General features: G+C 69.1%; 23 protein-coding genes and 2 pseudogenes. 21 read left to right on the top strand and 4 right to left on the bottom strand.

Features of this window, described 5'->3' with window-relative positions:
* The first annotated feature begins 157 nt into the window (after positions 1 to 157).
* The 3 genes from ACZ6IE_RS12285 (at position 158) to ACZ6IE_RS12295 (ending at position 3347) form a co-directional block, all read left to right on the top strand.
* Positions 158 to 1408: a heme/hemin ABC transporter substrate-binding protein gene (locus ACZ6IE_RS12285; RefSeq protein WP_464608174.1), complete on the top strand. Its 1251-nt coding sequence runs from the start codon at positions 158 to 160 to the stop codon at positions 1406 to 1408.
* Positions 1409 to 1494: 86 nt separating this feature from the next.
* A complete protein-coding gene (locus ACZ6IE_RS12290) occupies positions 1495 to 2580 on the top strand; it encodes a FecCD family ABC transporter permease (protein ID WP_464608635.1) in 1086 nt (361 codons plus the stop codon).
* Positions 2571 to 3347 (top strand): heme ABC transporter ATP-binding protein, encoded by a 777-nt coding sequence (locus ACZ6IE_RS12295; protein ID WP_464608175.1) that lies wholly within the window; start codon positions 2571 to 2573, stop codon positions 3345 to 3347. The genes ACZ6IE_RS12290 and ACZ6IE_RS12295 overlap by 10 nt, the downstream gene beginning before the upstream one ends.
* Here ACZ6IE_RS12295 and ACZ6IE_RS12300 read toward each other — a convergent pair.
* Positions 3328 to 4518 (bottom strand): RsbRD N-terminal domain-containing protein, encoded by a 1191-nt coding sequence (locus ACZ6IE_RS12300; RefSeq protein WP_464608176.1) that lies wholly within the window; start codon positions 4516 to 4518, stop codon positions 3328 to 3330. The two genes, ACZ6IE_RS12295 and ACZ6IE_RS12300, sit on opposite strands and share 20 nt — an antisense overlap.
* A gap of 174 nt (positions 4519 to 4692) precedes the next feature.
* Between ACZ6IE_RS12300 and ACZ6IE_RS12305 the strand changes: the two genes are divergently transcribed.
* The 5 genes from ACZ6IE_RS12305 (at position 4693) to ACZ6IE_RS12325 (ending at position 10213) form a co-directional block, all read left to right on the top strand.
* Positions 4693 to 6051: an MFS transporter gene (locus ACZ6IE_RS12305; RefSeq protein WP_464608177.1), complete on the top strand. Its 1359-nt coding sequence runs from the start codon at positions 4693 to 4695 to the stop codon at positions 6049 to 6051.
* A 20-nt stretch (positions 6052 to 6071) separates the two neighbouring features.
* Complete coding sequence (locus ACZ6IE_RS12310) at positions 6072 to 7349, top strand: ArgE/DapE family deacylase (RefSeq protein ID WP_464608178.1); 1278 nt, start codon at positions 6072 to 6074, stop codon at positions 7347 to 7349.
* A gap of 167 nt (positions 7350 to 7516) precedes the next feature.
* Positions 7517 to 8722 carry an ice-binding family protein gene (locus tag ACZ6IE_RS12315; RefSeq protein WP_464608179.1) on the top strand — a complete coding sequence of 402 codons (1206 nt, stop codon included), beginning with the start codon at positions 7517 to 7519 and terminating at the stop codon, positions 8720 to 8722.
* Positions 8723 to 8921: 199 nt separating this feature from the next.
* Complete coding sequence (locus ACZ6IE_RS12320; RefSeq protein WP_464608636.1) at positions 8922 to 9473, top strand: RNA polymerase sigma factor; 552 nt, start codon at positions 8922 to 8924, stop codon at positions 9471 to 9473.
* Positions 9470 to 10213 carry a methylated-DNA--[protein]-cysteine S-methyltransferase gene (locus ACZ6IE_RS12325; protein WP_464608180.1) on the top strand — a complete coding sequence of 248 codons (744 nt, stop codon included), beginning with the start codon at positions 9470 to 9472 and terminating at the stop codon, positions 10211 to 10213. The genes ACZ6IE_RS12320 and ACZ6IE_RS12325 overlap by 4 nt, the downstream gene beginning before the upstream one ends.
* Positions 10214 to 10268: 55 nt before the next feature.
* Here the strand turns inward: ACZ6IE_RS12325 and ACZ6IE_RS12330 are convergent, their stop codons facing one another.
* Positions 10269 to 10646: a hypothetical protein gene (locus ACZ6IE_RS12330; RefSeq protein ID WP_464608181.1), complete on the bottom strand. Its 378-nt coding sequence runs from the start codon at positions 10644 to 10646 to the stop codon at positions 10269 to 10271.
* Positions 10647 to 10784: 138 nt separating this feature from the next.
* Here ACZ6IE_RS12330 and ACZ6IE_RS12335 point away from each other — a divergent pair, with 138 nt between their 5' ends.
* On the top strand, positions 10785 to 12233 hold the full coding sequence (locus ACZ6IE_RS12335; protein ID WP_464608182.1) for an amino acid permease: 1449 nt from the start codon (positions 10785 to 10787) through the stop codon (positions 12231 to 12233).
* A 211-nt stretch (positions 12234 to 12444) separates the two neighbouring features.
* On the opposite strand, the pseudogene glsA reads toward ACZ6IE_RS12335, so the two are convergent.
* Positions 12445 to 13431: pseudogene (glsA, locus tag ACZ6IE_RS12340) on the bottom strand (glutaminase A); the annotation flags it as partial.
* Between the two features lie 232 nt (positions 13432 to 13663).
* On the opposite strand from glsA, the gene alr reads away from it, so the two are divergent.
* The 11 genes and pseudogenes from alr (at position 13664) to ACZ6IE_RS12395 (ending at position 23871) form a co-directional block, all read left to right on the top strand.
* Complete coding sequence (alr, locus tag ACZ6IE_RS12345) at positions 13664 to 14887, top strand: alanine racemase (RefSeq protein ID WP_464608183.1); 1224 nt, start codon at positions 13664 to 13666, stop codon at positions 14885 to 14887.
* On the top strand, positions 14874 to 15908 hold the full coding sequence (locus ACZ6IE_RS12350; protein ID WP_464608184.1) for a D-alanine--D-alanine ligase: 1035 nt from the start codon (positions 14874 to 14876) through the stop codon (positions 15906 to 15908). Before alr ends, ACZ6IE_RS12350 begins: the two co-directional genes overlap by 14 nt.
* A gap of 109 nt (positions 15909 to 16017) precedes the next feature.
* Positions 16018 to 17250 carry a hypothetical protein gene (locus tag ACZ6IE_RS12355; protein ID WP_464608185.1) on the top strand — a complete coding sequence of 411 codons (1233 nt, stop codon included), beginning with the start codon at positions 16018 to 16020 and terminating at the stop codon, positions 17248 to 17250.
* A 78-nt stretch (positions 17251 to 17328) separates the two neighbouring features.
* Positions 17329 to 17733 (top strand): TOBE domain-containing protein, encoded by a 405-nt coding sequence (locus tag ACZ6IE_RS12360; protein ID WP_464608186.1) that lies wholly within the window; start codon positions 17329 to 17331, stop codon positions 17731 to 17733.
* Positions 17734 to 17870: 137 nt separating this feature from the next.
* On the top strand, positions 17871 to 18638 hold the full coding sequence (gene modA / locus ACZ6IE_RS12365) for a molybdate ABC transporter substrate-binding protein (protein ID WP_464608187.1): 768 nt from the start codon (positions 17871 to 17873) through the stop codon (positions 18636 to 18638).
* A gap of 20 nt (positions 18639 to 18658) precedes the next feature.
* A pseudogene (locus tag ACZ6IE_RS12370) lies at positions 18659 to 19462 on the top strand (ABC transporter permease); the annotation flags it as partial.
* Positions 19463 to 19654: 192 nt separating this feature from the next.
* Positions 19655 to 20905: a sulfate/molybdate ABC transporter ATP-binding protein gene (locus ACZ6IE_RS12375; RefSeq protein ID WP_464608637.1), complete on the top strand. Its 1251-nt coding sequence runs from the start codon at positions 19655 to 19657 to the stop codon at positions 20903 to 20905.
* 115 nt (positions 20906 to 21020) lie between these two features.
* Positions 21021 to 22364, top strand: coding sequence for a hemolysin family protein (locus ACZ6IE_RS12380; RefSeq protein WP_464608188.1), 1344 nt, complete (start codon positions 21021 to 21023; stop codon positions 22362 to 22364).
* A gap of 48 nt (positions 22365 to 22412) precedes the next feature.
* Complete coding sequence (locus ACZ6IE_RS12385; protein WP_464608189.1) at positions 22413 to 23174, top strand: enhanced serine sensitivity protein SseB C-terminal domain-containing protein; 762 nt, start codon at positions 22413 to 22415, stop codon at positions 23172 to 23174.
* A gap of 95 nt (positions 23175 to 23269) precedes the next feature.
* Positions 23270 to 23521 (top strand): ribbon-helix-helix domain-containing protein, encoded by a 252-nt coding sequence (locus ACZ6IE_RS12390; protein WP_464608190.1) that lies wholly within the window; start codon positions 23270 to 23272, stop codon positions 23519 to 23521.
* Positions 23518 to 23871 carry a type II toxin-antitoxin system RelE/ParE family toxin gene (locus ACZ6IE_RS12395; protein ID WP_464608191.1) on the top strand — a complete coding sequence of 118 codons (354 nt, stop codon included), beginning with the start codon at positions 23518 to 23520 and terminating at the stop codon, positions 23869 to 23871. The genes ACZ6IE_RS12390 and ACZ6IE_RS12395 overlap by 4 nt, the downstream gene beginning before the upstream one ends.
* Here the strand turns inward: ACZ6IE_RS12395 and ACZ6IE_RS12400 are convergent.
* On the bottom strand, positions 23821 to 24609 hold the full coding sequence (locus ACZ6IE_RS12400) for a GNAT family N-acetyltransferase (protein ID WP_464608192.1): 789 nt from the start codon (positions 24607 to 24609) through the stop codon (positions 23821 to 23823). The two genes, ACZ6IE_RS12395 and ACZ6IE_RS12400, sit on opposite strands and share 51 nt — an antisense overlap.
* A 181-nt stretch (positions 24610 to 24790) precedes the next feature.
* Between ACZ6IE_RS12400 and ACZ6IE_RS12405 the strand changes: the two genes are divergently transcribed.
* Entirely contained in the window at positions 24791 to 25993 is a 1203-nt protein-coding gene (locus ACZ6IE_RS12405; RefSeq protein ID WP_464608193.1) for an alcohol dehydrogenase catalytic domain-containing protein, read from the top strand.
* The last annotated feature ends 2 nt before the right edge of the window (positions 25994 to 25995 follow it).

Raw genomic sequence — 25995 nt, forward strand, 5'->3', positions numbered from 1 at the left:
GCGGGGCGCGCGTGGCGCGGGTCGAGTGCTGTGTCAGCCCCGGAATTCCGCCGATGTGGCGGGTTAGGTGAGGCTATGCTAAGAAAGTATCGGGGCCGTCGAGGCCCTGTCAAGCTCAGGTTAGCCTTACCTCATTAACTTCCACAGAATCGGCCTCGTGCGCATCCTTCACCGCCCTCGTCACCGCTCCCAGACATCGACCGCCCGCGCGACGTCGTCCGGCCTCCCAGCCTCGGCTCGTCGGCCGTTCGGGGTCGGCATCGCGACCGTAGCGGCGGCCGCGGCCGTCACCCTCGCGCTCACCGGATGCCAGACAGCCGGCGCTCCGTCATCCGGAAACGCCTCGGGCGGCAACACGTCGACGGCCGTGCCGGCGTGCCCGGGCAGCGCCACACCGCTCAGCGAACTCGCGCTCGCCGACGATCCGGCGGCCGTCGAGGGCGGCACGACGGCGTGCCTCGAAAACCAGGGCGTGCAGCCCGTGGCCGAGGCTCCGGCATCCGATCTGCCCGTCACCGTGACCGACAGCGAGGGCACCGCCGTGACGGTCGAAGATGCGAGCCGCATTCTCGCCATCGACATCTCGGGCACACTGGCCGCGACCGTGTGGGGGCTCGGGCTGGGCGACAACCTCGTGGGCCGTGACACCTCGACCACGTTCCCCGGCACGGCGGACCTTCCAGTTGTGACCTCGAGCGGCCACTCGCTGAACGGCGAGGCGATTCTCGAGCTGGCACCCACCGTCGTGCTCACCGACACGACCATCGGGCCGAAAGAGGTGCGGCAGCAGCTGCGCGATGCGGGCATCCCCGTCGTCGTCATCACGCCCGACCGCCGCATCGACAATGTCGACCAGATCATCGACGAGGTCGCAACGGCCCTCGGCGTGAGCTCGGTTGGTAAGCAACTCTCGACTCGGGTCGACGGCGAGCTGGCCGCGGTGACGGCGCAGGTGGACGAGGTGGCGGCTCGAGCATCCGACCGCCCGCGCGTCATGTTCCTCTATGTGCGGGGCAGCGCCGGGGTCTATTACATCTTCGGCGAGGGATCGGGCGCCGACACCCTGATCGAAGCCATCGGCGGCGTCGATGTCGCGGGCGAGATCGGCTGGCAGGGCATGAAGCCCATGACCGCCGAAGCCATCGTGCAGGCCGCCCCCGACGTGCTGCTGATGATGACGGACGGCCTCGAATCGGTGGACGGCATCGACGGGTTGATCGAGCGCATTCCCGCCATCGCCTCGACGCCCGCCGGCCAGCACAAACGCGTCATCGACATGGCCGACGGCGATGTGTTGAGCTTCGGGCCGCGCACACCGCAGATCGTGGATGCCTTGGCGCGGGCTTTGTGGGCACCCGACAGCGTTGGCACCACGACGACGACAAGCAGCAGCCCGAGCGCCGAATGACCGCCGCGAAACCCGTGGACATCTCGGCCGCAGCCGCAACCGCAGCCGCAGCCGCAACCGAGCGACCGGTGAACGCGAGCGCCGAGATGCCCGCCGACACGGTCGCCGCTCCCCCGCGCCGCGCCGGCCGTCACCCGTTCCGCACCCGCAAGGCCGTCCTCTTCACCGCGCTGGCCATCGCGCTCGTCGTGGTCGCGCTCTTCTCGGCGGGCACCGGCCAACTGCCCGTGCCGCCGCACGAGGTCGTGCAGGTGCTGTTCGCGCGGCTCGGGCTCGACCTGGGCATTCCGCTCACGCATCCGAATGCCGAGCAGGCCCTCGTCACCATCCGTTTTCCGCGCGTGCTCATGGGGCTGCTCATCGGGGCCGCCCTGGCCGCCGCGGGCATGCTCATGCAGGCCGTCTTCGGCAACCCGCTCGCGGATGCCGGAGTCGTCGGCGTCTCGTCGGGCGCCGCCCTGGGTGCCGCAACGGCCATCACTCTCGGCTGGACGTTCGCGGGTCAGTGGACCGTTCCCCTGTTGGCCTTCGCCACGGGACTCGCCACCGTGCTCATCGTCTATGCCACGAGCCGTTCCAACGGCAAGACCGAGGTCGTGACACTCATCTTGACGGGCATCGCCGTGAACGCGTTCGCGGGCGCCGGGCTCGCACTCATGACGTTCATCGGCGATACGTCCACGCGCGAGCAGATCATCTTCTGGCAGCTGGGCAGCCTGAACGGTTCGCAGTGGTCGCAGGTGGGCATCGTTGCGCCGCTCGTGGCCGTGGGCCTCGTGGTCGCGTTTCTCAGTGCCCGCACGCTCGATCTGTTCTCGCTCGGCGAGCGCAACGCGCGGCACCTCGGGGTCAACGTCGAAGGCGTACGCATCCTCATCATCGTGGTCGTGGCCCTGCTCGTGTGCGCGGCCGTGGCGTTCGCCGGAATCATCGCGTTCGTGGGTCTGGTCATCCCGCACCTGATGCGCATGATCATCGGGCCGGCGCATCTGCCGTTGCTCATCGCATCCGTGCTGGGCGGTGCCTTGCTGCTCGCCACGGCCGACCTGTTCGCGCGCACGGCCGTGCCCCTCGCCGATCTGCCCATCGGCATGATCACGTCGCTCGTGGGTGGGCCGTTCTTCTTCTGGCTGCTGCTGCGCACGCGGCGCAAGGCGGGGGGATGGGCGTGAACGCCGTCCTGCACGCGCAATCGGTTTCGGTGTCGATCGGGGGCGCGCGCATCCTGACCGACGTCGATCTCACGGTCGAGGCGGGTCGCGTGCACGCATTGATCGGGCCGAACGGAGCGGGCAAGTCGACATTGCTCGCGGCATTGGCCGGCGACATCCGACCCGCAGCCGGCAACGTCTCGGTGCACGGCACACACCTGGATGCCTGGAAACCGAAGCAGCTCGCCCGCGAACGCGCCGTGCTGCTGCAGGAGAACCGCGTGTCGTTCCCCTTCACCGTGGACGAGGTCGTGCGCATGGGCCGCTCCCCCTGGCGCGGAACACCCGCCGAGGCGGAGGACGAACAAGCCGTCGCCGACGCGATCGCCGCGACCGAGCTGCATCCCTTGCTCGAACGGCCCGTGCCGTCTCTCTCGGGCGGTGAACGCGCCCGCGCAGCCCTGGCCCGTGTGCTGGCCCAACGCGCCGGCATCCTGCTGCTCGACGAACCGACGGCCGCCCTCGATCTCAAACACCAGGAGGACGTTCTGCGGCTGGCCCGCGAACGAGCACACGCCGGGGATGCCGTCGTCATCGTCCTGCACGACCTCAACGTGGCCGCGGCCTTCGCCGACACGATCACCCTGCTCGAGAACGGCCGAGTGGTCGCAACGGGAACCCCCGCCGAGGTACTCACGGCCGAACGCATCCGCGCCGTCTATCGCCAGGACGTGGACCTCGTGCCGCACCCCGCGACGGGTCAGCCGATCATCGTGCCCCGGCGCTGACCTCGGCAGCCACGGCCACGGCCAGCGCGATGCGCACGACCGACGCATCCCCGGGATGCAGAGGGTCGACGCCCGTGACCTCCTTGAACCGCCCCAACCGATTGAGCACAGTGTTGCGGTGGCAGTAGAGCGCCTGCGCCGCGCGACTCACGGTGCCCTCGCGCAGCACGGCCGTCACGGTCTCGCGCAGCAGCGCTCGTTCGCGCGGCGGGCAACTGTCGAGAGCCCCGAGCACCGACCGCTCGAGCACGCGCCCGAACTCGCCCAAAGACGCCGCCGTCACGGCGTCCCAGTTCTCGCGCACCGAATAGGAGCCCTCATGGTTTTCGGGGATCGCGGTCGCGAGGAGCCGGGCCGTGCGCCACATCCGACTGACCTCGGCCAGGCCGTCGGCGCGCGGCGAGATGCCGACGGGAAGGGCGAGCAACCAGGGTGGCGTGGCATCCGCCCCCGGTTCGCACTCGAGCAGAATGAGCGAGCTTCCCTCGATATCGTGCAGCTGGTCGTCGAGCCCGCGCGCGGCTGCGGCACGCCTCAGCTCTGAATGTCGATCGGCGGCCGAGACGGCCACGAGAAAACGGCTGCGCGGGTCGACGCGCAGCGCCTCGGCCACCTGCCCCACGAGCCGCGGGTCGTGCTCCTCGGCCGCGAAGAGGCGGCGCAACAGGAAGGCACGCTCGTGTTCGGCCTCGCGTTCCATGACGGCGAGTTCGGCCAGATATCCGGCGTGGATGTCGGTCGTATGCACCTCGACCGCATCCCAGATCGGCACCACCTGTTCGGCGAATTGCACGAGCGATTCGGGCGGAACATGCCGCCTGAGCGCCCGCCAGATCAACCGGAAGTCCATGCGCACCGCCCGCAACAACGAGTCGATCGGGATGCCTTGGCGCGCCCGCTTGCGCCCGGTCTCCGTCGACACGACGCGCAGATCCTGCGTGACGGGCAGGTCGCCGATCAGGCGCAACAACAGCTCGAGGGATGCCGTGGCCGTGTCGAGGATCTCTGCGTCCGTGATGGCCGAGGCGGGGTAGCCGCTCAGCTGCCGCACCTCGTCGAGATACTCGGCCGCGAGGGCATCCAGCTCGCCCAGGCACGCGAGGATGGCATGCTCGACGGGTGTGCCGCTGACGGCCGGCCAGAGCTGCTCGGTGTCGTTCGAATTGTGCATCCGCACAAACCTTCCGTCTCATGGGTTGCGCGCATCCATTGCCGCCACCCCGCGATACGCCCAGGATAGAGCGAAACGCACGGCGCAGTCATCCGTTCTTCACACGCCGTTCACCGACGCCGATGGGATTCCCCACAACATCGGTCCCTGTTTCTTCTGCACGGAGGGTCTCCCATGGACACGCCTACGCCCCACCCCGAGTCATCCCGCAAGACCACCGACACGGCCGCCGCCCCCGGCACGCCCGCCCCCACTGTTTCGGGTCACGACGCCGCCCGCATCGCCCGCGCGGCCTTCGTCGGGACGGCCCTCGAGTGGTACGACTACTTCCTCTTCGGCACGGCAGCGGCCCTCGTCTTCAACCGCCTCTTCTTCACCGAGCTCGACGCCACGGCGGCCACCCTCGCGGCCTTCGCCACCTTCGGCGTCGGCTTCGCGGCCCGCCCGATCGGCGCCCTGCTCTTCGGCTACATCGGCGACAAGTACGGCCGCCGCCCCGCGCTGCTCACGACCATCGTGATGATCGGATGCGCGACCGGGCTCATCGGGTTCCTGCCCGACTTCGGCACCATCGGCCTCGCGGCGCCCATCATGCTCGCCGTGCTGCGCCTGCTGCAGGGCCTGGCCGTCGGCGGCGAATGGGGCGGGGCCGTGACCATCGCGGTCGAACACGCACCCCTCGAGAAGCGCGGCCGTTTCGCTGCGCTCGTGCAGATCGGCTCGCCCGTCGGCACGCTCGTCTCGTCGGGAGCCTTCGCGCTCGCCCTGCTGCTGCCGCCCGACGTCTTCGACGCGTGGGGCTGGCGTCTGCCGTTCCTCGCCGCCTTCCCGCTTCTCGGCGTGGCCCTCTACATCCGCCTGAAGGTCGAGGAATCCCCGATCTTCCAGGACCTCGTCAAGCAGGAGCAGCGCTCGCGCATCCCCGCCGTCGACGTGTTCCGCAAGGCGGGTGGACGCCTACTCGTTGCCATCGCGGCGGCAATGCTGGGCGTCGGCGGTTTCTACATGATCACCACGTTCGTGGTCAGCTACGGCAGCAACACCCTCGGCGTCGACCGCGGCGTCATGGTCAACGCGACGCTCGTGGCCGCGGCCTTCCAGATCGTCGTCACCGTATTCGCCGGACGCCTGGGCGAGAAGTTCGGCGCCGGCCGCATGACGGTTATCGGCGGACTGCTCACGGCCGTCGCGGCGTTCCCGATGTTCTGGCTCATCGACACCAAGAACCCGCTCGCCATCATCGTCGCCGTCACCGTGGGTATCGCCATCGTCACGATCGCCTACGCCGTGACGGGCGCCCTGCTCACCGAACTCTTCCCGCCCGAGCTGCGCTACTCCGGCGTGGCCCTCGGCTACAACATCGCGGGTGCGCTGACCGGGTTCCTGCCGCTCATCGCGACGGCGTTCCTCGCGGCATCCGGCAACGCCTCGTGGTCGGCCGCCCTCATCCTCATCGTCATCTCGCTCATCACCGTGCTGGGCGGCGCCCTCGGCGAGCGCCTGCGCATCACCGACAAAGCAATCGTCGAATAGTCAGTCAGTAAGGAACTCTCATGGATAACGCACTCTCCGAACGCATCTGCCGAGCCGTCGACGACGCCTTCGACGCGCAGCTCGCCCTCACGCAGCAGCTCGTCACCCACCCGTCGCGCCGCACCAGGGAGGGGTCGGCGCAGGACCTGCTCTTCGCCGAGATGCAGCGCCGTGGTTTCGACATGGATCGCTGGGAACTGGATGCCGCGCAGCTCAGCGAGCACATCGGCTATGGCCCCAGCACCGTGTCGTACGAGGGCATGACCAACGTCGTGGGCACGTATCGGCCGGCCGAGACATCCGGTCGTTCGCTCATTCTCAACGGGCACGTCGACGTGGTGCCCGAGGGGCCGGAGCAGGTCTGGTCGCGTTCGCCCTGGGATGCCCCGATCATCGACGGGTGGCTCTATGGCCGTGGCAGCGGCGACATGAAGGCGGGCCTCGTGGCCAACCTGTTCGCGTTCGACGCCGTCGTCGCCGCCGGACTGCTGCCCGCGGCGCCCATCCATTTCCAGTCAGTGGTGGAAGAGGAGTGCACGGGCAACGGCTCATTGTCGGCGCTTCTGCGCGGCTATACGGCGGATGCCGTCATCATCCCCGAGCCCGAAGAGGACATGCTGGTGCGCGCCAACACGGGTGTCATCTGGATGACCGTGCGCGTGGCCGGCGAGCCGACGCACCCTCGCGAAATGGCCTCGGGTTTCAACGCCATCGACGCAGCCCACCACGTCATGACGCAGCTGCGCCAGGTCGAGGAGCGGTGGAATGCCGAGAAGGGCTCGCACCGCTACTTCGAGGATCTCGAGCATCCCATCAACTTCAACCTCGGCACCATCTCGGGCGGCGACTGGCCCTCGAGCGTTCCCGCCTGGTGCGAGATCGAGGTGCGGGTGGCACTCTACCCGGGCGTGACGGCCGAGGATGCCTGGGGCGAATTGACCGAGGCGCTGGCGGCAATCGGCACCGACCCGAACGGGCATCCGATCACGGCGACGGCCACGCGCACGGGTTTCTACTCCGAGGGCTATGTTCTCGAAGAGGGCTCGGATGCCGAGGCCACCCTTGCCCGCGTGCACGAGACCGTCTTCGACAAGAAGCTCGAATCCTTCACGACGCCGGGCTACCTCGACGGCCGTGTGTTCACGCTCTACGGCAACACGCCGACGCTCGTCTACGGGCCGGTGTCGGAGGCCATCCACGGTTTCGATGAGCGCGTGGACATCGAATCGGTGCGCCGGATCACGAAGAGCATCGCGCTGTTCATAGCCGAATGGTGCGGCACGACGAATAATTCGTAGCGCCGCGGCCGGGCGGATTGGAACCCTATCCTCAAAGCGTTGAATAGCCTGTTCAAACTGGCAATTCGCCCGGCTCTCGTTTGGAGCACCCTGTGAACGATAATCTGCGGACTAGCTCACCTTGAGCTGTTGCTCCCCCGCTCATTCGGGGGCGGATTGGGGTTCCCATGGGAACCGACACGCAGAAACACATCACTACTCACCGCGCCGGCCTCCGTCGGCGCCCGATCGGTCTGTTCGGGGGCGCGGCCCTAGCCGTCGCCGGCACGGCCGCACTCATCATCAACCTCGGCGCGCCGGCGGCCTTCGCCGCCGAAGCGCCCGTCGGCCTCGGAGCCGTCGCCAGCTACTCGGTCCTAGGCGGCGAGACCGTGACCAACACGGGCCTCACGGTCCTCGACGGAGACCTCGGCACCACGCCCGGCTCGGCCATCACGGGCTTCCCGCCCGGCATCGTCGGCGGCACCACCCGCGTCGCGGCCGCAGCGGCCGACGCCAAAGCATCCCTACTCGTCGCCTATGACGACGCCAGGAGCCGGGCCACCACCGCGAGCGTCGCGGGCGACCTCGTCGGCCAGACCCTCGTCGGCGGCGTCTACACCGCCTCGGGCCCCCTCGCCGTCTCGGGCACCCTGACGCTCGACGCGCAGGGCGACCCCAATGCGGTGTTCATCTTCCAGGCAGCCAGCACCCTCATCACCGCCTCGAGCAGCCGCATCGCGTTGCTCGACGGCGCCTCGAGCTGCAACGTCTACTGGCAGGTCGCCGAATCGGCCGTGCTCGGCACCAACTCCCGTTTCACCGGCACCATCATGGCGCTGCAGTCGATCTCGGTGACCACCGGCACCCGTGTGGACGGCCGCGCGCTGGCCCGCAACGGGCAGGTCTCGCTGCAGTCCAACGTGTTCCAGTCGACCACCTGCGTCACGGCTCCGCTCATCGGCACGCCGACCGACACGGCCACACCGCCCGGAACAGGCACCCCCACCGAAACGGCCACGCCTCCCGGAACGGGCACGCCGACCGACGGCGGAACGACCGGTCCGGGCACCCCCACCGACAGCGGCTCGCCGACACCCGGCGACGGAACCGGCGGCACGACCGGACCCGGAACCCCCGGTGACGGCACGGGCAACGGCAACGGCACCCCGGGCGACGGAACCGGAACCGACGACGGCGCAGTGCTCATCATCCCGAGCTCCACCCGCGGGGCCAACGGGGGCGGCGGCAACTCGGCCGACGCGCTCGCCAACTCGGGCGCTTCGGCGGCCAACGGATGGATCGGCGTCACGGCCCTGGGCCTCGTCATCGGTGGCCTCGGCCTCGCCGGAGTCAGCCTGCGTCGCCGCGAGAACGCTCGCACGAACGCCTAACCACGGCTCGACCGACGGCCGCTCGTTCCCCTCGGGGCACGGGCGGCCGTTTTCGTCTGCACCTTCCCCGGTCCGGGTGCGCACCGCGCTGCTCGCCCGTCGACGACGGGGGCGACCCGCCGGCGGGGGCACTACTGTCGAAGACAGCCCGTCCGCCCGCCGATCTCACGTTCGGGTGTGCCCGCGCGTCTTCCCCATGATGACAACGAAACCGCCTTTCGACAGGGTCGTGACCGAACACGGCGAGACGGTCCTGCGCGTCTGCCGCGCCGTGTTGGGGCCGCACACCGACGCCGACGACGCGTGGTCCGAAACGTTCCTGGCGGCCCTCGGCGCGTGGCCCACCCTGCCCCTGACGGCCAACGTCGAGGCGTGGATCGTGACCATCGCGCATCGCAAGGCCATCGACATCACGCGTGCCCGCAGCCGCCACGCCATCCCCGTCGGCGACCTGCCCGAGCGCGCATCGACGACAGGCATTCCGGATGCGGGCGAGCTCGACCTCTGGGCAGCCCTCGCCACCCTGCCGCACAAGCAGCGCCTGGCGGTGGCCTATCACCACCTTGGCGGCCTGCCCTATCGCGACGTCGCCGAGATCCTCGGCGGATCGACGGATGCCGCCCGCCGCGCCGCCGCCGACGGGATGACGTCGCTGCGCGCCATCCTCGTCGAACCACCGGCCGCACCCCGGCCAGCCTCGGCCCCCGCCCCGGCACCCCCCACCGCTTTCCTGTCTGAGGAGACCTCATGACCGACCACAGCCAGCCCCGCGCGGCCGACACCGCGCCCCCCTCGCCGACAACACCCGCGAACCCCACCGAGCGGCCCATCCCGGCGACGCAACCGGCACATCTCGACGCGACGCCGGTCTCGCCGAACCCGCTCACCCACGTCGATGGGTTGCCCGTCCCGCCGACACCTCCCGCGCACCTCGACACCCTGCGCGCCCGCCTGGCCGACGCCGCCGCCGACGCCGAACTGCTCGACCTGGCGTTCCGCACGATCGACAGCCCCGTCGGAGACCTTCTGCTCGCGACATCCGCCGCCGGTCTCGTGCGCGTGGCCTTCGCCAACGAGAACTTCGACGCCGTGCTCGACACGCTCGGTGGCGCGGTGGGTCGCCGCATCCTCAACGCCCCCGCCCGGCTGGATGCCCCGGCCCGCCAGCTCGACGACTACTTCGGTGGTCGCCGCACGGCCTTCGATCTCAGCCTCGACCTGCGACTCTCGGCCGGTTTTCGTCGGCTCGTGCAGCAGCACCTGCCGGAGATCCCCTACGGTCGCACGGCGTCGTACAAGGAGATGGCGGCGCTCGTCGGCAACCCCGGTGCCGTGCGAGCAGTCGGGACCGCATGCTCGACCAACCCCTTGCCCATCGTGGTGCCGTGCCACCGGGTCGTGCGCTCCGACGGCTCACTAGGCGGCTACATCGGCGGGTTCGCGGCCAAACAGGCGCTCCTCGACCTGGAGCACGCTGCCGCAGAGCGGTAATTCTCGTGCGCCGAACGCCGCCGCGAGACGGCTCTCGTCAGGCGCCGGCCCCGGCTCAGAAGCGCTCGGGTTCGGCCTTCGCCTCGTCGATCAGGTCCTCGAACATGACCAGCACGTCATACCGCCAGCGCAGCGGGATGTCGTGCAGCGCGTCACCCCGCCGATCGATGTCGGTCAGCGCGGCCCAATCGAGCGCCGCGTCGACCTCGTCCGGGAGTGAGGCATCTTCGAACGCCGCCTCGGCCTCGGAGAACTGCATGGTCTCTTCGATGTCCTCGTTGACGCCGTCCTGGCTCTCGAGCACGAACTGCTCGAGGTCTTCGAGTTCATCGGCGTCGACCGCGGCGAGCGCCGCCAACGCCTGGTCGTAGCTCACCAACTGGTCGGTCGGAAAAGCCCTCAGGTTGATCGTGCCATCGCTCGTGAGCCACATGCTTCGAGCTTAGGCCGTCGCGCGGGGGCCGTGCCCCGACATCCGCCCCGAGAGGGGCCGCGCTGTCACCCGAACGGGGGCTATGCTTCGTGCAGGCGACTCAGAGTCGAGCCGTTTCCGCTGTCATCGGGAGTACCAATGAGCACCAACGATCACGCGCGTTCCATCATGCGCAAGAAACCCATCGACGCACCGGGCGACGAGTCGCAAGGCTCGAAGCTCTTCAAGAGCCTCGGCCTCTGGCAGCTCACCGCCATCGGCGTGGGCGGCATCATCGGCGTGGGCATCTTCTCGCTCGCCGGCCTCGTGGCGCACGGCAGCGAGACATCCGCCGCCGTCGGCCCCGGCGTGTTGTTCTCGTTCCTCATCGCGGGTCTCGCGTCGGCCGCCGCCGCCCTCTCCTACGCCGAATTCGCGGGCATGATCCCGCGCGCCGGCTCGGCCTACACCTACGGCTACGTCGCCCTCGGCGAGATCATCGGATGGTTCATCGGCTGGGATCTGCTGCTCGAATACGTCGCCATCGTGGCGGTCGTGGCGATCGGCATCTCGGGCTACTTCGATGCGGCACTGTCGGGCATCGGCATCCACATGCCCGCGTGGATGACGTCGACCGCCGACGAGGGTAAGGGCGGCGTGATCAACCTGCCCGCCATCGTCGTCTGCCTGCTCGTGACCTTCATCCTGAGCCGTGGCACCAAGGCGTTCGGGCGATTCGAGCTCGTCGCCGTGGCCATCAAGGTCGTGCTCATCCTGTTCATCATCGGACTCGGCGTGTTCTACATCGACACGGCAAACTACGACCCGTTCCTGCCCAACGGCTTCGGGCCCGTTTTCGCGGGTGCGGCCACGGTGTTCTTCGCGGTGTTCGGCTACGACGCCATGTCGACCGCAGCCGAAGAGGCCAAGGACGGCAAGAAGCACATGCCGAAGGCCATCATCCTGTCGCTCGTCATCGCGATGCTGCTCTACGTGGCCGCCACGCTCGTGCTGACCGGCATGCAGAACTACACCGAGATCGACCCGACGGCCGGGTTCGCGTCGGCGTTCTCGAGCGTGGGGCTGCCCGTGATCGCCACGATCATCGCCGTGTTCGCCGTGCTCTCCATCCTCACCGTCATGCTCACGTTCCTGCTGGGCGTCACGCGCGTCTGGTTCTCGATGAGCCGCGACGGCCTGCTGCCCGGCTGGTTCGCCAAGACCGACCGCCGGGGCGTTCCGCAACGCGTCACCTGGATCGCCGGGGCCGCCGCGGCCGTCCTCGCCGGCATCCTGCCCATCAAGCAGGTCGCCGATCTGACCAACATCGGCATCCTCGCCGCGTTTGTGGTCGTATGCGTGGCCGTGATCGTGTTCCGCCGCACCAAGCCCGACGCCCCGCGCACCTTCCGCCTTCCGTGGATGCCCGTGGTGCCCGCATTCGGCGTGCTCGCCTCAGGCTTCCTCATCTTGCAGCTGCACTGGGAGACCTGGCTGCGCTTCGGCATCTGGCTGCTCGTCGGCCTCGTCATCTACTTCGCGTATGGCCGCCGCCACTCCCTCATGAACCCGGACAGCCCGAGGCATCAGGTGGATCAGCGCTCGTAGACGTCCTTACGGCTCAGTCGAGGTCCGCTTTGGCCTGATCCCAGGGCACGTTGTCGCCCTCCTCGGCCATCGCATGGTCGAATGCTGCAACGTCTTCGGCGTCTTCCTGCGCCTCCTCCTGGTCGGAGAGATCGTGGGCCCGCTCGTCGATCTCCTCCCCCGAGGCATCGTCGTCGTCGGCCGCTTCGGCGGTGGCCGTCATCGAGGCCTCCGCGAAGGCATCCGAGGCGAACACGTTCAGGCCCAGGGCACGTGACAGGAACGCCGTGGCCTGTTTGCCGCGCACGCTGTTGCCGGCGTCGTCGAGCGGCGGCGAGAACACGCCGATGCCCGCCTTGCCGGGCGCGACCGTGACGATGCCGCCCGAGACGCCCGATTTGCCGGGGATTCCGACCTCGAACAGCCACTCGCCCGAGCGCTCGTAGAGGCCGTTCGCCGCGAGCACCGCCAGGGTGTCGCGGCACACGTGCGGCGCCACGACGCGCTCCTTCGTGATGGGGTTGACCCCGCCATCCGCCAGCGTGGCCCCCATGACGGCGAGGTCGCGAGCCGTCACGAGAAGCGAGCACTGCTTCGTATAGACGTCGACCACCTCGAGCGGATCCTTCTCGATGCGCCCATAGCTCTCGAGCAGGCGCGCGATGGCCTGATTGCGCTGGTTGCCGGCCCGCTCCGAGCGATAGACGTCGTCGTCCAAGACCAGGTGGCGGCCCGCGAAAGCCGAGAGCCCCTTCCAGATCCAGCGCCACTGTTCATCGCCCGTGCCGGGGGCGAGGGATGTCGTGGTCAAGGCACCGGCGTTCACCATGGGGTTCATGGGGTGCCCCTCGTTGAGCTCGATCGCGACGACCGAGTTGAACGGCATGCCCGTGTTGTTCACGCCCACGCGCTCGTAGGTGGCGTCGTGCCCGAGCTCTTCGCAGACGAGCGCATAGACGAAGGCCTTTGAGATCGACTGGATCGAGAACGCGTGGTCGGTGTCGCCCGCGTCATGCGCATCACCTGAAACGTCGACCACCGACACCCCGAAAAGGTTCGGGTCGGCATCGGCGAGCGCGGGGATGTAGTCGGCAACGGCCCCGCCATCGAGCGAGCGGTTCCTCTGGTGCGCCTCCTCCACGAACTCGTCGACGAGATCGGGTGCGGGCAGCGTGCCCGTCGAGACGCGTTCGGGAACGTCGTGCAGGTCGAATTTCATGCGGTCCTCTCCGGCACCGCGCGGTCCACGGCCTGTGTGCCCATTATCCCGGCCGCTCATGAACCGACTCCCGAAGCCGCGTGCATTCACCGCGGTCGCTCATCCCGGCCTTGGCCGATCGGCCGGGTCGCGATCATCCTGCAGGACCGTTTCGCCCGCGCGAAGGGGGCCCACAGGCTGAGGCGCCCTCACGAACGCCTGCGTAGCGTCGGATCGAGGGAAAAGGGGACCGATGCACACGACGGCAGAACTGACGGTGGATGCCGCAGCCATCGCCCACAACACGCACCTGTTCAGCGAGCGCACCGCCGGGCAACTCATGGCCGTGCTCAAGGCCGACGGTTTCGGACACGGCAGCCTCGCGCCCCTCGTGCTCGCGAACGGAGCCGATTGGTTGGGCGTAACGAGCATCGGCGAGGCACTGACGTTGCGCGCCGACGCGCCCGCGGCCCCGCTCTTGAGTTGGCTCAACCCGCTCGACGCCGACTACGAGGCGGCCATCCGCGCCAACGTCGACCTGGCGGTGTCGAGCATGAGGCAGTTACGATTCGTGGCGGCCGCGGCATCCCGTGCCCGTCGCACCGCCCGCGTGCACCTGCACCTCGACGTTGGCATGAACCGCGACGGTGCGCCGCGCGGTGAATGGGCGGCGCTGTGCGAGATGGCGCGACTGTGGCAGGCGCAGGGTTCGATCGACGTGGTGGGCATCATGGGGCATCTGTCGAGCGCCTCGGATCCGACCTCCCCCGAGACCGACCGCGAGCGCATGATCTTCGAGAACGGCGTGCGGGTGGCTCGCCGCCGCGGACTCTCGCCGAGGATTCGTCACTTGGCGGCGAGCGCGGCGACGCTCACCCGGCCGGACACGCACTATGAACTCAGCCGGGTGGGGGCCGGGCTCTACGGCATCGACCCGTCGCGCACGGTGGCGCTGCGACCGGCGCTCACGCTCACGGCCCCGGTCGTCTCGGTGCGGCGCGTTCCGCGCGGTTCGGGTGTCGGCTACGGGCACACGTATACAACCGATTCCGAAACCACGCTCGCGCTTCTCCCACTCGGCTACGGCGACGGGTTGCCGCGGACGGCCTCGGGCCGCGCCCTCGTGCAGCTGCGCGGCCGCCGCTACCCCGTCGTCGGCCTGTTCTCGATGGACCAGATCGTGGTGGATGTCGGCGACGACGGCATCCAGCCCGGCGAACGCGCCACGGTGTTCGGCCCGGGAACCTCCGGCGAACCGACCGTGGCCGAGTGGGCCGACTGGGCGGGCACACTCGAACACGACATCGTCGTGGGCGTCGGTGCACGTGTGCACCGGGTGGACCGACGCACCATCCCGGCGGCCCCGAATGGCGTGCGCGAACCCGCGGCCGCGCCCACCCTCGCCCGTTCGACCGATCGACCCGCCGGCAGCGACCGGGCCCTCCCCCGACGAAAGAAGAATTGTGCAGCGATCTGATCTGACCCCCGACGAACGCGTGCGCGTCTGCGTGATCGGGGGCGGCGCCTCCGGCGAACACGACGTCTCTCTGGCCTCGGCCGCTGGCGTCGCGGGGGCACTCGACCGTGAGCGGTATGACGTCTATCGCCTCACGATCGGCCGGGACGGCGGGTGGTTCGATGGTTCGGCCACTGACGAACGCTCGCGTCTGACGGCGGCCGAGGCGGTGGCGGGGCTCGAGGGGATGGATGTCGTGTTCCCCGCGCTGCACGGCGTGAACGGGGAGGACGGCACGATGGCGGCCCTCATGGGGGTGGTGCGGGTGCCTGTCGTGGGGGGAGGCATCCGCCCGGGCGCCCTGGCGATGGACAAATGGGTCACCAAGCTCATCGCCGGGGCGCTCGGCATCGCGACGGCGCCGGCCGTCTACGTCGTAGGGGGTCGGGTCATGGCGGAGGGCGGGGTGTCATCTCCCGCGGTCACGGTAGCCGAGAGCGTCTCGGCCGCTGGCCTCACGTACCCCGTCGTCGTAAAGCCCGTGGCCGCCGGGTCGAGTCACGGTGTGACCGTGGTGGCCCGGGCATCCGACCTGCCGGCCGCTGTCGACGAGGCCCGCCGCCACGACGAACACGTGCTGATCGAACAGTTCGTCGAGGGGCGCGAGGTGGATGTCGCGGTGCTCGAACACTCCGACGGCCACCGCACCATCGGCCCCGCGCTCGAGATCGCCGTCGCATCGGGGGACGTCTTCGGCACCGACCAGAAGTACGGCGGCCACGTGCCCTTCGTCATCCCGGCGCGCGTCACCGACGCCGAACTCGACGCCCTGCGCTCGGCCGCCAACACCCTGTTCACGGCACTCGGCTGCCGCGGCATCGCGCGCTTCGACTTCTTCGTCACCCCCGACGGCGTCCTCCTCAACGAGGTCAACACCATGCCCGGCTTCACGCCCGACTCGCAGGTGCCGAAGATGTTCGACGCCGTCGGCATCCCCTACGCCACCCTCCTCGACGAACTCCTCGCCACCGCCCGCGCCTGAGTCCTCGACGCGAGGTCACCCGAGGGCGCACGTCACGTCGAGCGGAGGCGCGCGCATCCCGTATTTTTGAGGGAGGGCCGGTCGGGCCCGACGACCAGGGGGATGCTGCGTGACCACGTTCGCGGGCCAGAATACGACTCTCAACACCGCGCCCCTGACGGCGCGCGTGAAGCGGCGCGATGTGCGGGCCTTCTACAAGAGGTTCGTGCAGGACTATCCGATCGCGCGGGCCCCCATGGCCCGTTTCCGGCGGTTCATCCTCGGCGTCGGCGTGTTCATCACGCCCTTCGGCGTGTTCGGCCTGCTCATCGGCTTCTTCGCCGAGCTGGCCGACGACGAGCCCAACAAGAACTCCGAGCTCGCCGGCATGTTCGGGTTCGGCATGCTCCTTCTCGTCGCCTTCTGCGTGATCCTGTGGGCGTGGCTGCGCCTGCGCGCGCGACGGGACACGCCCAAGCGGCACTACCGCTTCACGTGGTTCGCGTTGGTCAACCGACTGGTCTACGTTCCAGGCCCCTTCGTCACGATGCACCTCACACCCTGGGCCGATCGCGGCATCTTCCGCGTGGCGCGGGTCTTCCGCTCGACCGGGCCCCGACCCATCGAGATCGCGAACTACGAACTGCTGACGGGCGTGCAGGGCAGCCGCAACACGCAGTTCGGCGGCTACGCGGCCCTGCGCCTCGCGACGAGCCTTCCTCACATCGTGCTGCAGTCTCGGGGCCCGGGCTCGCGGCGTCTGTCATTGGCGACCGTGCCGAGCGGCGCGCAGAAGCTGTCCCTCGAGGGTGATTTCGACGAACACTTCACCCTGTTCTGCCCGCGTGGCTACGAGCGGGATGCCCTCTACCTGTTCACCCCCGACGTGATGACGCGCCTCATGGACGACGTGCGCGGCTATGACGTCGAGATCATCGACGACTGGCTGTTCCTCGTGTCCACGCGCGACGTCGTCACGCTCTCCCCCGATCGCTGGGATGCCCTCACCGACGCCGTCGACGCCGTGAGCGCCAAGCTGACCCGCTGGGAACGCTGGCGCGACGACCGCCTCGGCGGCGAGAGCGGAATCGACCGCGCGCGCGCCCTGTCGACGGCCGGCTTGGCGGGTTCGGCGGCCGAGATCGAGGTCGACGTTGCGCGCCAGGCGTCGCTCGCGGGCGCCGGCATGACAGCGATCCCGGGCGACCCGCGCCGAGCCAATCCGAGGACCGCCCAGCGCGGACAGGTGAGCAAGAAGGGCCGACGCCTGCGCATGGGCTTCGGCATCGGGTCGCTGATCTGGATCGTGCCGACCGTGATCATCGGCGGAGCGCTCATCCTGGCGCAGGTGATTCCGAACTGATCCCGGTTGACGGCGTGGTCGGCCGGTCGTGCACCCAGCGCCTCGTCAAGCCGCTTTTGCGTGACTAAAGTTGCTTTCATGACGCAGATACGGATTCGTGAAGCATCCCAGTTTCTCGGCGTGAGCGACGACACGGTGCGCCGTTGGGTCGAGAGCGGCGCCCTCGAAAGCGAGAAGGATGCATCGGGGCGCACCGTCGTCGACGGCCTGTCGCTGGCCCGGCTGGCGCGTGAGAATGCCGTGCTGCCCGCCGACCCGTCCGAGATCGGCCGGTCGGCCCGCAACCGTTTCGTCGGCATCGTCACCGACATCGTCATGGACACGGTCATGGCGCAGGTCGAGATCCAGGCCGGTCCGCACCGCGTGGTGTCGCTCATGAGCAGCGAGGCCGTGCGCGAACTGGGCCTCGAACTCGGCTCGTTGGCCATCGCCATCGTCAAGGCCACCAACGTCATCGTCGAGACGCCGGGACGCAGCTCGTGAGTCGGCCTCAGCGCGACCGACCGCTGTTGCGCCAGGCCTTCGGGGGCAGGCCGAGCACAGCCGGCGCGCTGCGCATGGGTGAGCGGGGCACGGCCAGGCATCGGCTCCGCGACATCGCGCTCGCGCTTGGCGTCGGCATGACGCTCGTAGCCGGAGTGGCGGCCTGTTCGTCTCCGTCCGATGGCGGGGCCGCGGCAGAAACCGGCGAATCGGATGGCTCGCGCGCAATCACCGGCGAGATCACCGTGTTTGCGGCCGCATCCCTCACGGGCACTTTCACCGAGCTGGCCTCGGGTTTCGAGGCCGCCTATCCGGGCACCACGGTGACGCTGAACTTTGCGGGATCGTCCGACCTCGTCACGCAGATCGTCGAGGGCGCGCCCGCCGACGTGTTCGCGTCGGCCGACACGACGAACATGGCGAAGCTCGCCGACAGCGACCTGCTCGACGGCAAGAGCACGGACTTCGCGACCAACACGCTCGAGATCACGGTGCCGCCGTCGAACCCGGCCGAGATCGGGTCGCTCGACGACCTCGCTCGCGCCGGCGTGAAGACCGTCGTCTGCGCGCCGCAGGTGCCGTGCGGTGCGGCGACGGCGGTCATCGAGAAAGCGTCGGGCGTCGACATCCGGCCCGTCAGCGAGGAATCGTCGGTGACGGATGTTCTGGGCAAGGTGACCTCGGGCGAAGCCGACGCCGGGCTCGTCTATGTGACCGATGTGCGCGCTGCGGGCGACGCCGTGCGGGGCATCCCGTTCGACGAGTCGTCCGAAGCCGTCAACACCTACCCGATCGCCTCGTTGCGCGGCACGGCAGAATCGGATGTCGCGCGCGCGTTCGTGGCCTACGTCGCGAGCCCGGCCGGCCAGCAAGTTCTGGCCGCGGCCGGATTCGGTGCCCCGTGAACCCACTCGCGGTGCCGAAGGTGACGCCCCGGCGCGCCGCGGGCGCGAACGCGGGCGGTGGGACGCCGGCGCAAGACGTCGGCGTTCCGCGGTGGCTCCTCGTCGTTGCGGCCTTCGGCGGCTTGTTCGTGGTGGTGCCGCTGGTCGCGATGATCGCCCGCGTGAACGGGGGCGAATTCATCCCGCTCGTCACGTCGGAATCGTCGCTGCAGGCCCTCGGGCTGAGCCTGCGCACGTCGCTCACCGCCACGCTGTTGTGTCTCGTCTTCGGCGTGCCTCTGGCCGTCGTGCTCGCGCGCACACGCTTTCCAGGACAGCGCGTGGTGCGTGCGCTCGTACTGTTGCCGCTCGTGCTGCCGCCCGTCGTCGCGGGCATCGCCCTGCTCTACACGTTTGGACGGCGCGGGCCCATCGGCCAGCTGCTCAGCTCGTGGGGCATCGACATCGCCTTCTCGACGACCGCCGTCGTGCTCGCCCAGACATTCGTCGCGCTGCCCTTCCTGGTGCTGAGCCTGGAGGGCGCCCTGCGCACGTTCGGCGGCCGTTACGAGACCGTCGCCGCCACCCTCGGGGCCGGGCCGACGACCACGTTCCTGCGCGTCACGCTGCCGCTCCTGTTGCCCGCCGTCGTGTCGGGCGCCGTGCTCTCGTTCGCCCGCGCGCTCGGCGAATTCGGTGCCACCCTCACCTTCGCGGGCAGCCTCGCCGGCACCACCCGCACGCTGCCCCTCGAGATCTATCTGCAGCGCGAGACCGACCCGGATGCCGCGGTCGCCCTCTCCCTCGTGCTCGTCCTGGTCGCGGTGCTCATCGTCGTCGCCTCGCAGTGGCTGGCCGGGCTGCAGCCGGGCGCCCGCAGAGCCAAGCTGGCCGGCCGCCCCGAGGCCGACCCGGAGTCGAACGACGACCGAGCCGCGGGCGGCAACTCCCCCAGTCTTCGAGGTCGCCGTCACAAGACCGCTGGCAGAGCCGATGCGATTGACGTCGGCGTGCCGCCTGATGAGGACGCGGACGTGGTGCCTCAGCGACGCAGACCGGGCGTTGGGATCGATACTGCTTTCCGGCACGATGCACGCGACGTCGAGGTTTCCTTCGAAGTAAGGGCGGGCGAGACGGTGGCGGTGCTCGGGCCGAACGGGTCGGGCAAGTCGACCGCTTTGGGCGTGATCGCGGGGATCATCGCGCCGGACGCTGGCTCCCGCATCCGCAGCTCTCGCCCGCTCTTCGACCACGGGGTGAGCGTGCCGCCGCATCGCCGCGGTGTGGCCCTGCTGGCGCAAGATGCCTTGCTGTTCCCGCACCTGTCGGTGCTCGAGAACGTGGCATTCGGCCCGCGCAGCGCGGGGGCGTCACGACGGGTCGCGCGCGAGACGGCGATTCGGTGGCTCGAGCGGGTGGATGCCGCATCCCTGGCCGATCGCATGCCGGCGACTCTCAGCGGCGGGCAGGCTCAGCGCATTGCGATCGCGCGTGCCCTTGCCACGGACCCCGAGGTGCTGCTGCTCGACGAACCGATGTCGGCGCTCGACGTGCGGGTGGCCTCAGACCTGCGCCGCCTGCTGCGGACAGTACTCGCCGATCGCACGACCGTTCTCGTGACGCACGATGTGGTCGATGCGCTCACACTCGCCGACCGCGCGCTCGTCATGAACGGCGGCCGCATCGTCGAGCAGGGCTCACCCCGTGACCTCATCGAACGACCGCGCACGCCGTTCATGGCGCAGCTCGCGGGCCTCAACTTCTTCGAGGGTGAGCGACGCGGCGATGTCCTGCACACGGACGACGGGCTCCGCATCCCGCTGCCTCCGCGTGAACGCACCGAGCCGGCTGTTGTGCCGGACTCGCCTCGCGAAACTGCCGACGCAACGGAGCGGGCGGCCGCGCGCTGGGTAGCCGTCCTCCCGCCTGCCTTGGTCGGACTCACCCGTCCGGAAACGCTGCCGATGCGATCACGGGTGGGCGACGACGCGCAGCTGGACTCTGCAGCGCGACCGGTCGACGGGATTCCGACCGGCCTCGATCGTCGCGGCGAGATCGTCGACACCATCCTCGACGTCGAACCGCACGGAGACACGGTGCGAGTGCGGACGGCGCTGGTGTTCGCCGACGTACCACTGCGATTGTGGGCATCCCTCGACGTCGACGCCGGAGATCGCGTCACCTTCTCCCTGCCAACACATGACATGGTCGCTTTCCACGCGCCGCGCACACGCACCGACGCATCCGCCCCAGACGGCACCGACCCCGCCACCCCGGGCGTTTTCTGAGAAAAGCTCAATAGGCTGCGTCCATGACACGCACCGTCGAACCATCGACCGACTGCCATAGACCCAGCGCCCGGGTGACCCCGAGCGCACACCGCACCTCGCAGGGGGTGGCCCGATGAACGGCGACCTTCTGCTCAACATCGTCCTCGTCTTCGTGTTCGTGCTCATCGGAGGCGTGTTCGCGGCCACCGAGATGGCCCTCGTCACGTTGCGCGAGAGCCAGGTCAACGCCATCGCCCAGCGCGGCAAACGCGGCGAGAAGGTCGCGAGCCTGGCCCGCAACCCGAACCGCTTCCTCTCGGCCGTGCAGATCGGCGTCACGGTGGCCGGCTTCGCGTCGGCGGCCTACGGAGCGTCGTCGATCGCGCCATCCGTCGTGCCGCTCTTCGTGGCCTGGGGTCTCAGCGAGCAACTCGCCGGCACCATCGCGACCATCACGCTGACGCTCATCATCGCCTACCTGTCGCTCGTGCTGGGCGAACTCGCGCCCAAGCGGCTCGCCATCCAACGAAACGCGCAGTTCGCGTACGCCGTCGCGCCCGTCCTCAACGGTTTCGCGCATCTCATGCGGCCCGTCATCTGGCTGCTCTCGCTGTCGACCAACGCCGTCGTGCGGCTGCTGGGCGGAGACCCGAACAAGTCGAGCGACGAACTCTCGGACGAAGAGCTGCGCGACATCGTGTCGAGCCACGAGGGCCTGCCCGAGGACGAGCGCCGCATCCTCGACGACGTGCTTTCGCTCCGCGACCGCCAGATCAGCGAGGTCATGCGTCCGCGGCCCGAGGTCGTGGCGCTCGACGGCGCGGGAACCATCGCGGAGGCCGTCGACCGCGTGCAGGGCCTGCCGTTCTCGCGCTACCCCGTGGTCGACCAGTCGATCGACGACATCACCGGGTTCGTGCACGTGCGCGACCTGTATGACGCCGCCGCCACCGACAGCTCGCGGCCGCTCGGAGACGTGAGCCGCGACATCCCTTATCTGCCGTCGACCGCGCGTGTGCTGCCCACGCTCACCGGCATGCGCGCCCAGAACCAGCAGATCGCGGTGGTCGTCGACGAATACGGCGGCACCGACGGCATCGTCACGCTCGAAGACCTGGTCGAAGAGGTCGTGGGCGAGATCTTCGACGAATACGACACGGATGCCGCACCCCGCGAACTCGCCGACGAGGGCGGTGTCGTCGACGGCCGTCTCAACATCCAGGACTTCGAGGAGGCCGCGGGAGTGAGCATCCCTCGCGGCACCTGGGACACCATCGCCGGGTATGTGGTCCACCGGCTCGGGCGGCTCGCGGCCGTCGGCGACGTCATCGAGCTAGAGGATGCTTCACTGAAGGTCACAGCGATGGACCGCCGCCGGATCGCCGAGATCCTCGTGACGAAGCGACCCGCGGGCGACCCCGCTCCCGCCGACGCGGCACAGGGCGATAGCGCGGGGACCGCTACTTCGGGGCGGTAACGCCGAGAAGATGACGCGGAGATCGTGACCGGGAGGTAGGCTCGCGGCGTGGAAAACAGCGAACAGACGACGCTCGAAGCCCTTCTCATCCGCGCGGCCGATACGGGGCAAGGCATCCCGGATTTCCTGGCGGCACTGCTCGACAGCACCGTGCTGGTGCCGGGGTGGGCCGAACCGGCCGCAGACGGCGAGGGGCAGATGGCCACGTTCGCTCCCCTCACGTCGGCCGACGGCAGCTCGGTGCAGCCGTTCTACACGTCGGAGGCGCGGCTCGCCGAGACCCAGGCCGCTATCCCGGGTTACGAGACCCGCTACCTCGCACTGCCGTGCCGCGCGTTCTGGGACATGACGCGCGGCGCACGGCTGGGGCTGAACCCGCATTCGCCGCAGGGCAAAGAGTTCCTGCCGGGCGAGATCGCGCAGCTGCTCGACGGCATCGCCCCCATGACCCCGAACGTGCTCGCGAAAGACACCGAGGTTCTCGTCGGCGCGCCCGCGCAGGTTCCGGATGGCATGGAGCAGACCCTTGCCGAGCTCTTCGCGCGGCATCCCCAGGTCGAGCGTGCGTTCCTCGGCTGGAAGGTCACGCCCGAGAACAACGACCAGGCCTACCTGCTCGTACTCGTCGGGTCACGCGACACGCGCGAGGCCGTGAGCGACGACCTGGGCAGCGCCCTCGTCTACTACTCCCAGGTGCACCCCGTGGATGTCGCATTCGCCGGCCCGCGCGAGAAACACCTGCTCACGAGCCTCCAGCCCTTCTACACGCGCCCCTCGTCCCGGCGCTCCCTCTTCGGCCGCCGCGGCTGAGCGGTCAGACTCCGTCTGACCCTGTCGGGGAGCGAGATCGCGGAGTAGGATTGAATCCTATTCATCGGAGGTCGATCATGCGCACGACTCGTCAAATGAGCATCACGCTGCCGAAAGATATGGCTGACGCCGTTCGCGAGCGGGTCGAAACGGGCGGGTATGCCAGCGAGAGCGAAGTAATTCGCGACGGCATCCGCAGCCTTCTCGCACGAGACGCCGCCATCGAACGCTGGTTGCGCGAGGACGTGGCGGCTGCCGCCCAGACGCTCGAAAACGATCCCGGTGCCGCGAGAACCATCGACGACGTTCGCGCTCGACTCGCTCAGCTCCGCGGCGACACCGCATGAGACGGGCGCTCGTCTTCGCCCCGCAGGCGGAACGAGCGCTTCTAGACCTCCAGCTCTACATAACCGAGCAAAGCTCGGTTGATCGGGCATCGCGCTATGTTGATCGCATCTTGGAGCACTGCGAACTCCTCGCCGACTTCCCCGATCTCGGCAAGGCCCGAGACGACATCGCGCCGGGTGTGCGGGTGACCGGCTTCGAGCGCCGCATCACTGTGGCATACGACCTGACGGTTTTTCAGGTGCGCATTCTCGGGGTCTACTCCAGCGCGATGGACTGGGAGCGGCCTCTGCGCGACGAGTCAGCGCACCCAGCGGTAGGGGGTCGTGGTCGAGACCTTGACGAGGCCTGAGCGCTCGAGGATCGGGCGCGAGTACTCGGTCGAGTCGCTGTGGACGAGGGTCTTGCCGAGGGCCAGGGCGGCTCGCGCGCGGGCGGCCGTCAGCGCGCGATAGATGCCGCGGCCGCGATAAGCCTCGAGGGTGGCGCCGCCCCAGATGCCGACGAAGTCCGTGCCGGGCACCGGTTCGAGGCGGCCGCCCGACACCATGCGGCCGTCGGTCTCGGCCACCCAGAGCTGCATACCGTCGTTGCGGGCGAGGCGGGCGAGCAACGCATCGGCGATGCCGGGGTCGACGTCTTCACCGAATGCCTCGTCGATCATGGCGCTCATCGCGCGGACATCCGCCTCGTCGGTGACGACGCGAAGGGTCACACCCGGGGGTGTCGGGATGTCGCCGGCCAGGGCTTCGAGCGGACCGATCATGATCGATTCGACCTCGTCGGGCTCGAAACCGTTCGACCGCAGGGCCTCGTGGAGGCCGGGCGCCCGGTCGTGCCCACGGGTCTTCCACTCGACACGCGTGATCTCGGGCTGCACGACGTAGTGCGCCAGCGCATCTTCCACGAGCGCGGAGATGGCTCCGGAATCCGCATCGCCGAGGTCTTGGTAGGTGATGAAACCTCGGCCACCGGCGAAGGTGACGAGCCGGAGCGGGCCGAGGTGGGTGACGCTCACCGCGCTCGGGGTCTCGGCATCCGTTCGGAGCTGTTCGTCATAGGCCTGGAGGTAACGCTCGGTATCAGTCATCGGGGTTCATCGTCGCAGGCGGGCGGCGTGGGCACAATGCCGGCGGGCACACGATAACCGCGCGTCCGGCGGGTGGCCATGCCCTGTTGCGGGGTCGAAGCGGCGGTTTGACTGGTGTCTCGACGAAAGTACGACACAAGACACGAGACATGACACGCGCAGCGGGAAACGAGGGTTCATCATGAAGGCAGTTGTCTGGCACGGTATCGGCGACATCCGACTCGACGAGGTGGCGCAGCCCACCATTCAGGACCCGCACGACGCGATCATCCACATCACGCGCAGCGCCATCTGCGGCACCGATCTGCACTTCGTGCGCGGCACCATGGCGCCCATGCGAGAGGGAACGATCCTCGGCCACGAGGCCGTCGGCGTGGTCGTCGAAGTGGGCGACGCCGTGCGCGGTTTCAGCCCCGGCGACCGCGTCGTCGTGAATTCGACCATGTCGTGTGGCGCCTGCCGCTACTGCCGCATGGGCAAGACCAGCCAGTGCGATGTGGCCAACCCGAACGGCCCGCAGGCCGGCACGAGCTTCTTCGGCGGCCCCGAGACGACCGGCCCCATCGACGGCCTGCAGGCGGAGTACGCGCGCATCCCGTGGGCCCAGAACAGCATGCACCCGCTGCCCGACAACGTCTCCGACGAACAGGCGATCCTGCTCTCCGACATCTTCCCGACCGGATGGTTCGGCGCCGAGCTCGCGGGCGTGACCCGTGGCGACGTGGTGGTCGTCTTCGGTGCCGGCATCGTCGGGCAGTTCGCCGCGGCATCCGCATTCAAGCAGGGCGCCGGACGGGTCATCATCGTCGACGGCGAGGAGACGCGTCTCGCCGCCGCCCTGGCCCAGAACTGCGAGATCGTCGACTACAACCGCGAAGACCCCGTGCAGACCATCATGGATCTCACGAACGGCATCGGAGCCGACTGCGTGATCGATGCCGTGGGTGTGGATGCCGAGCGCCCGAAGCGCGGGCCGGCCGCGGTCTCCGACGAGGACGCCGCGAAATTCGACGCCGAGGTCGCGCAGATCGCGCCGGATGCCGACCCCGACGCCACCCAGTGGAAGCCGGGCGACGGCCCCTCCCAGGCGGCGCGCTGGGCGGTCGAGGTCGTGGCCAAATACGGCCGCATCGGCATCATCGGCGTGTATTCACCGACGGTCGAGCAGTACCCGATCGGCGAAGCCATGAACAAGAACCTCACGATTCGAGCGGGCAACTGCGACCACCATTCGGTGACACCTCCCCTCATCGACCTCGTCGCGTCTGGCCAGTTCGACCCGACCGCGCTGATCACCGAGCACGAGCACATCGGCGACGCGATCGCCGCCTACGAGGCATTCGACCGTCGCGAACCCGGATGGATCAAGGTGGAACTCGTCTGAGG

Source organism: Okibacterium sp. AC114, assembly GCF_979253355.1.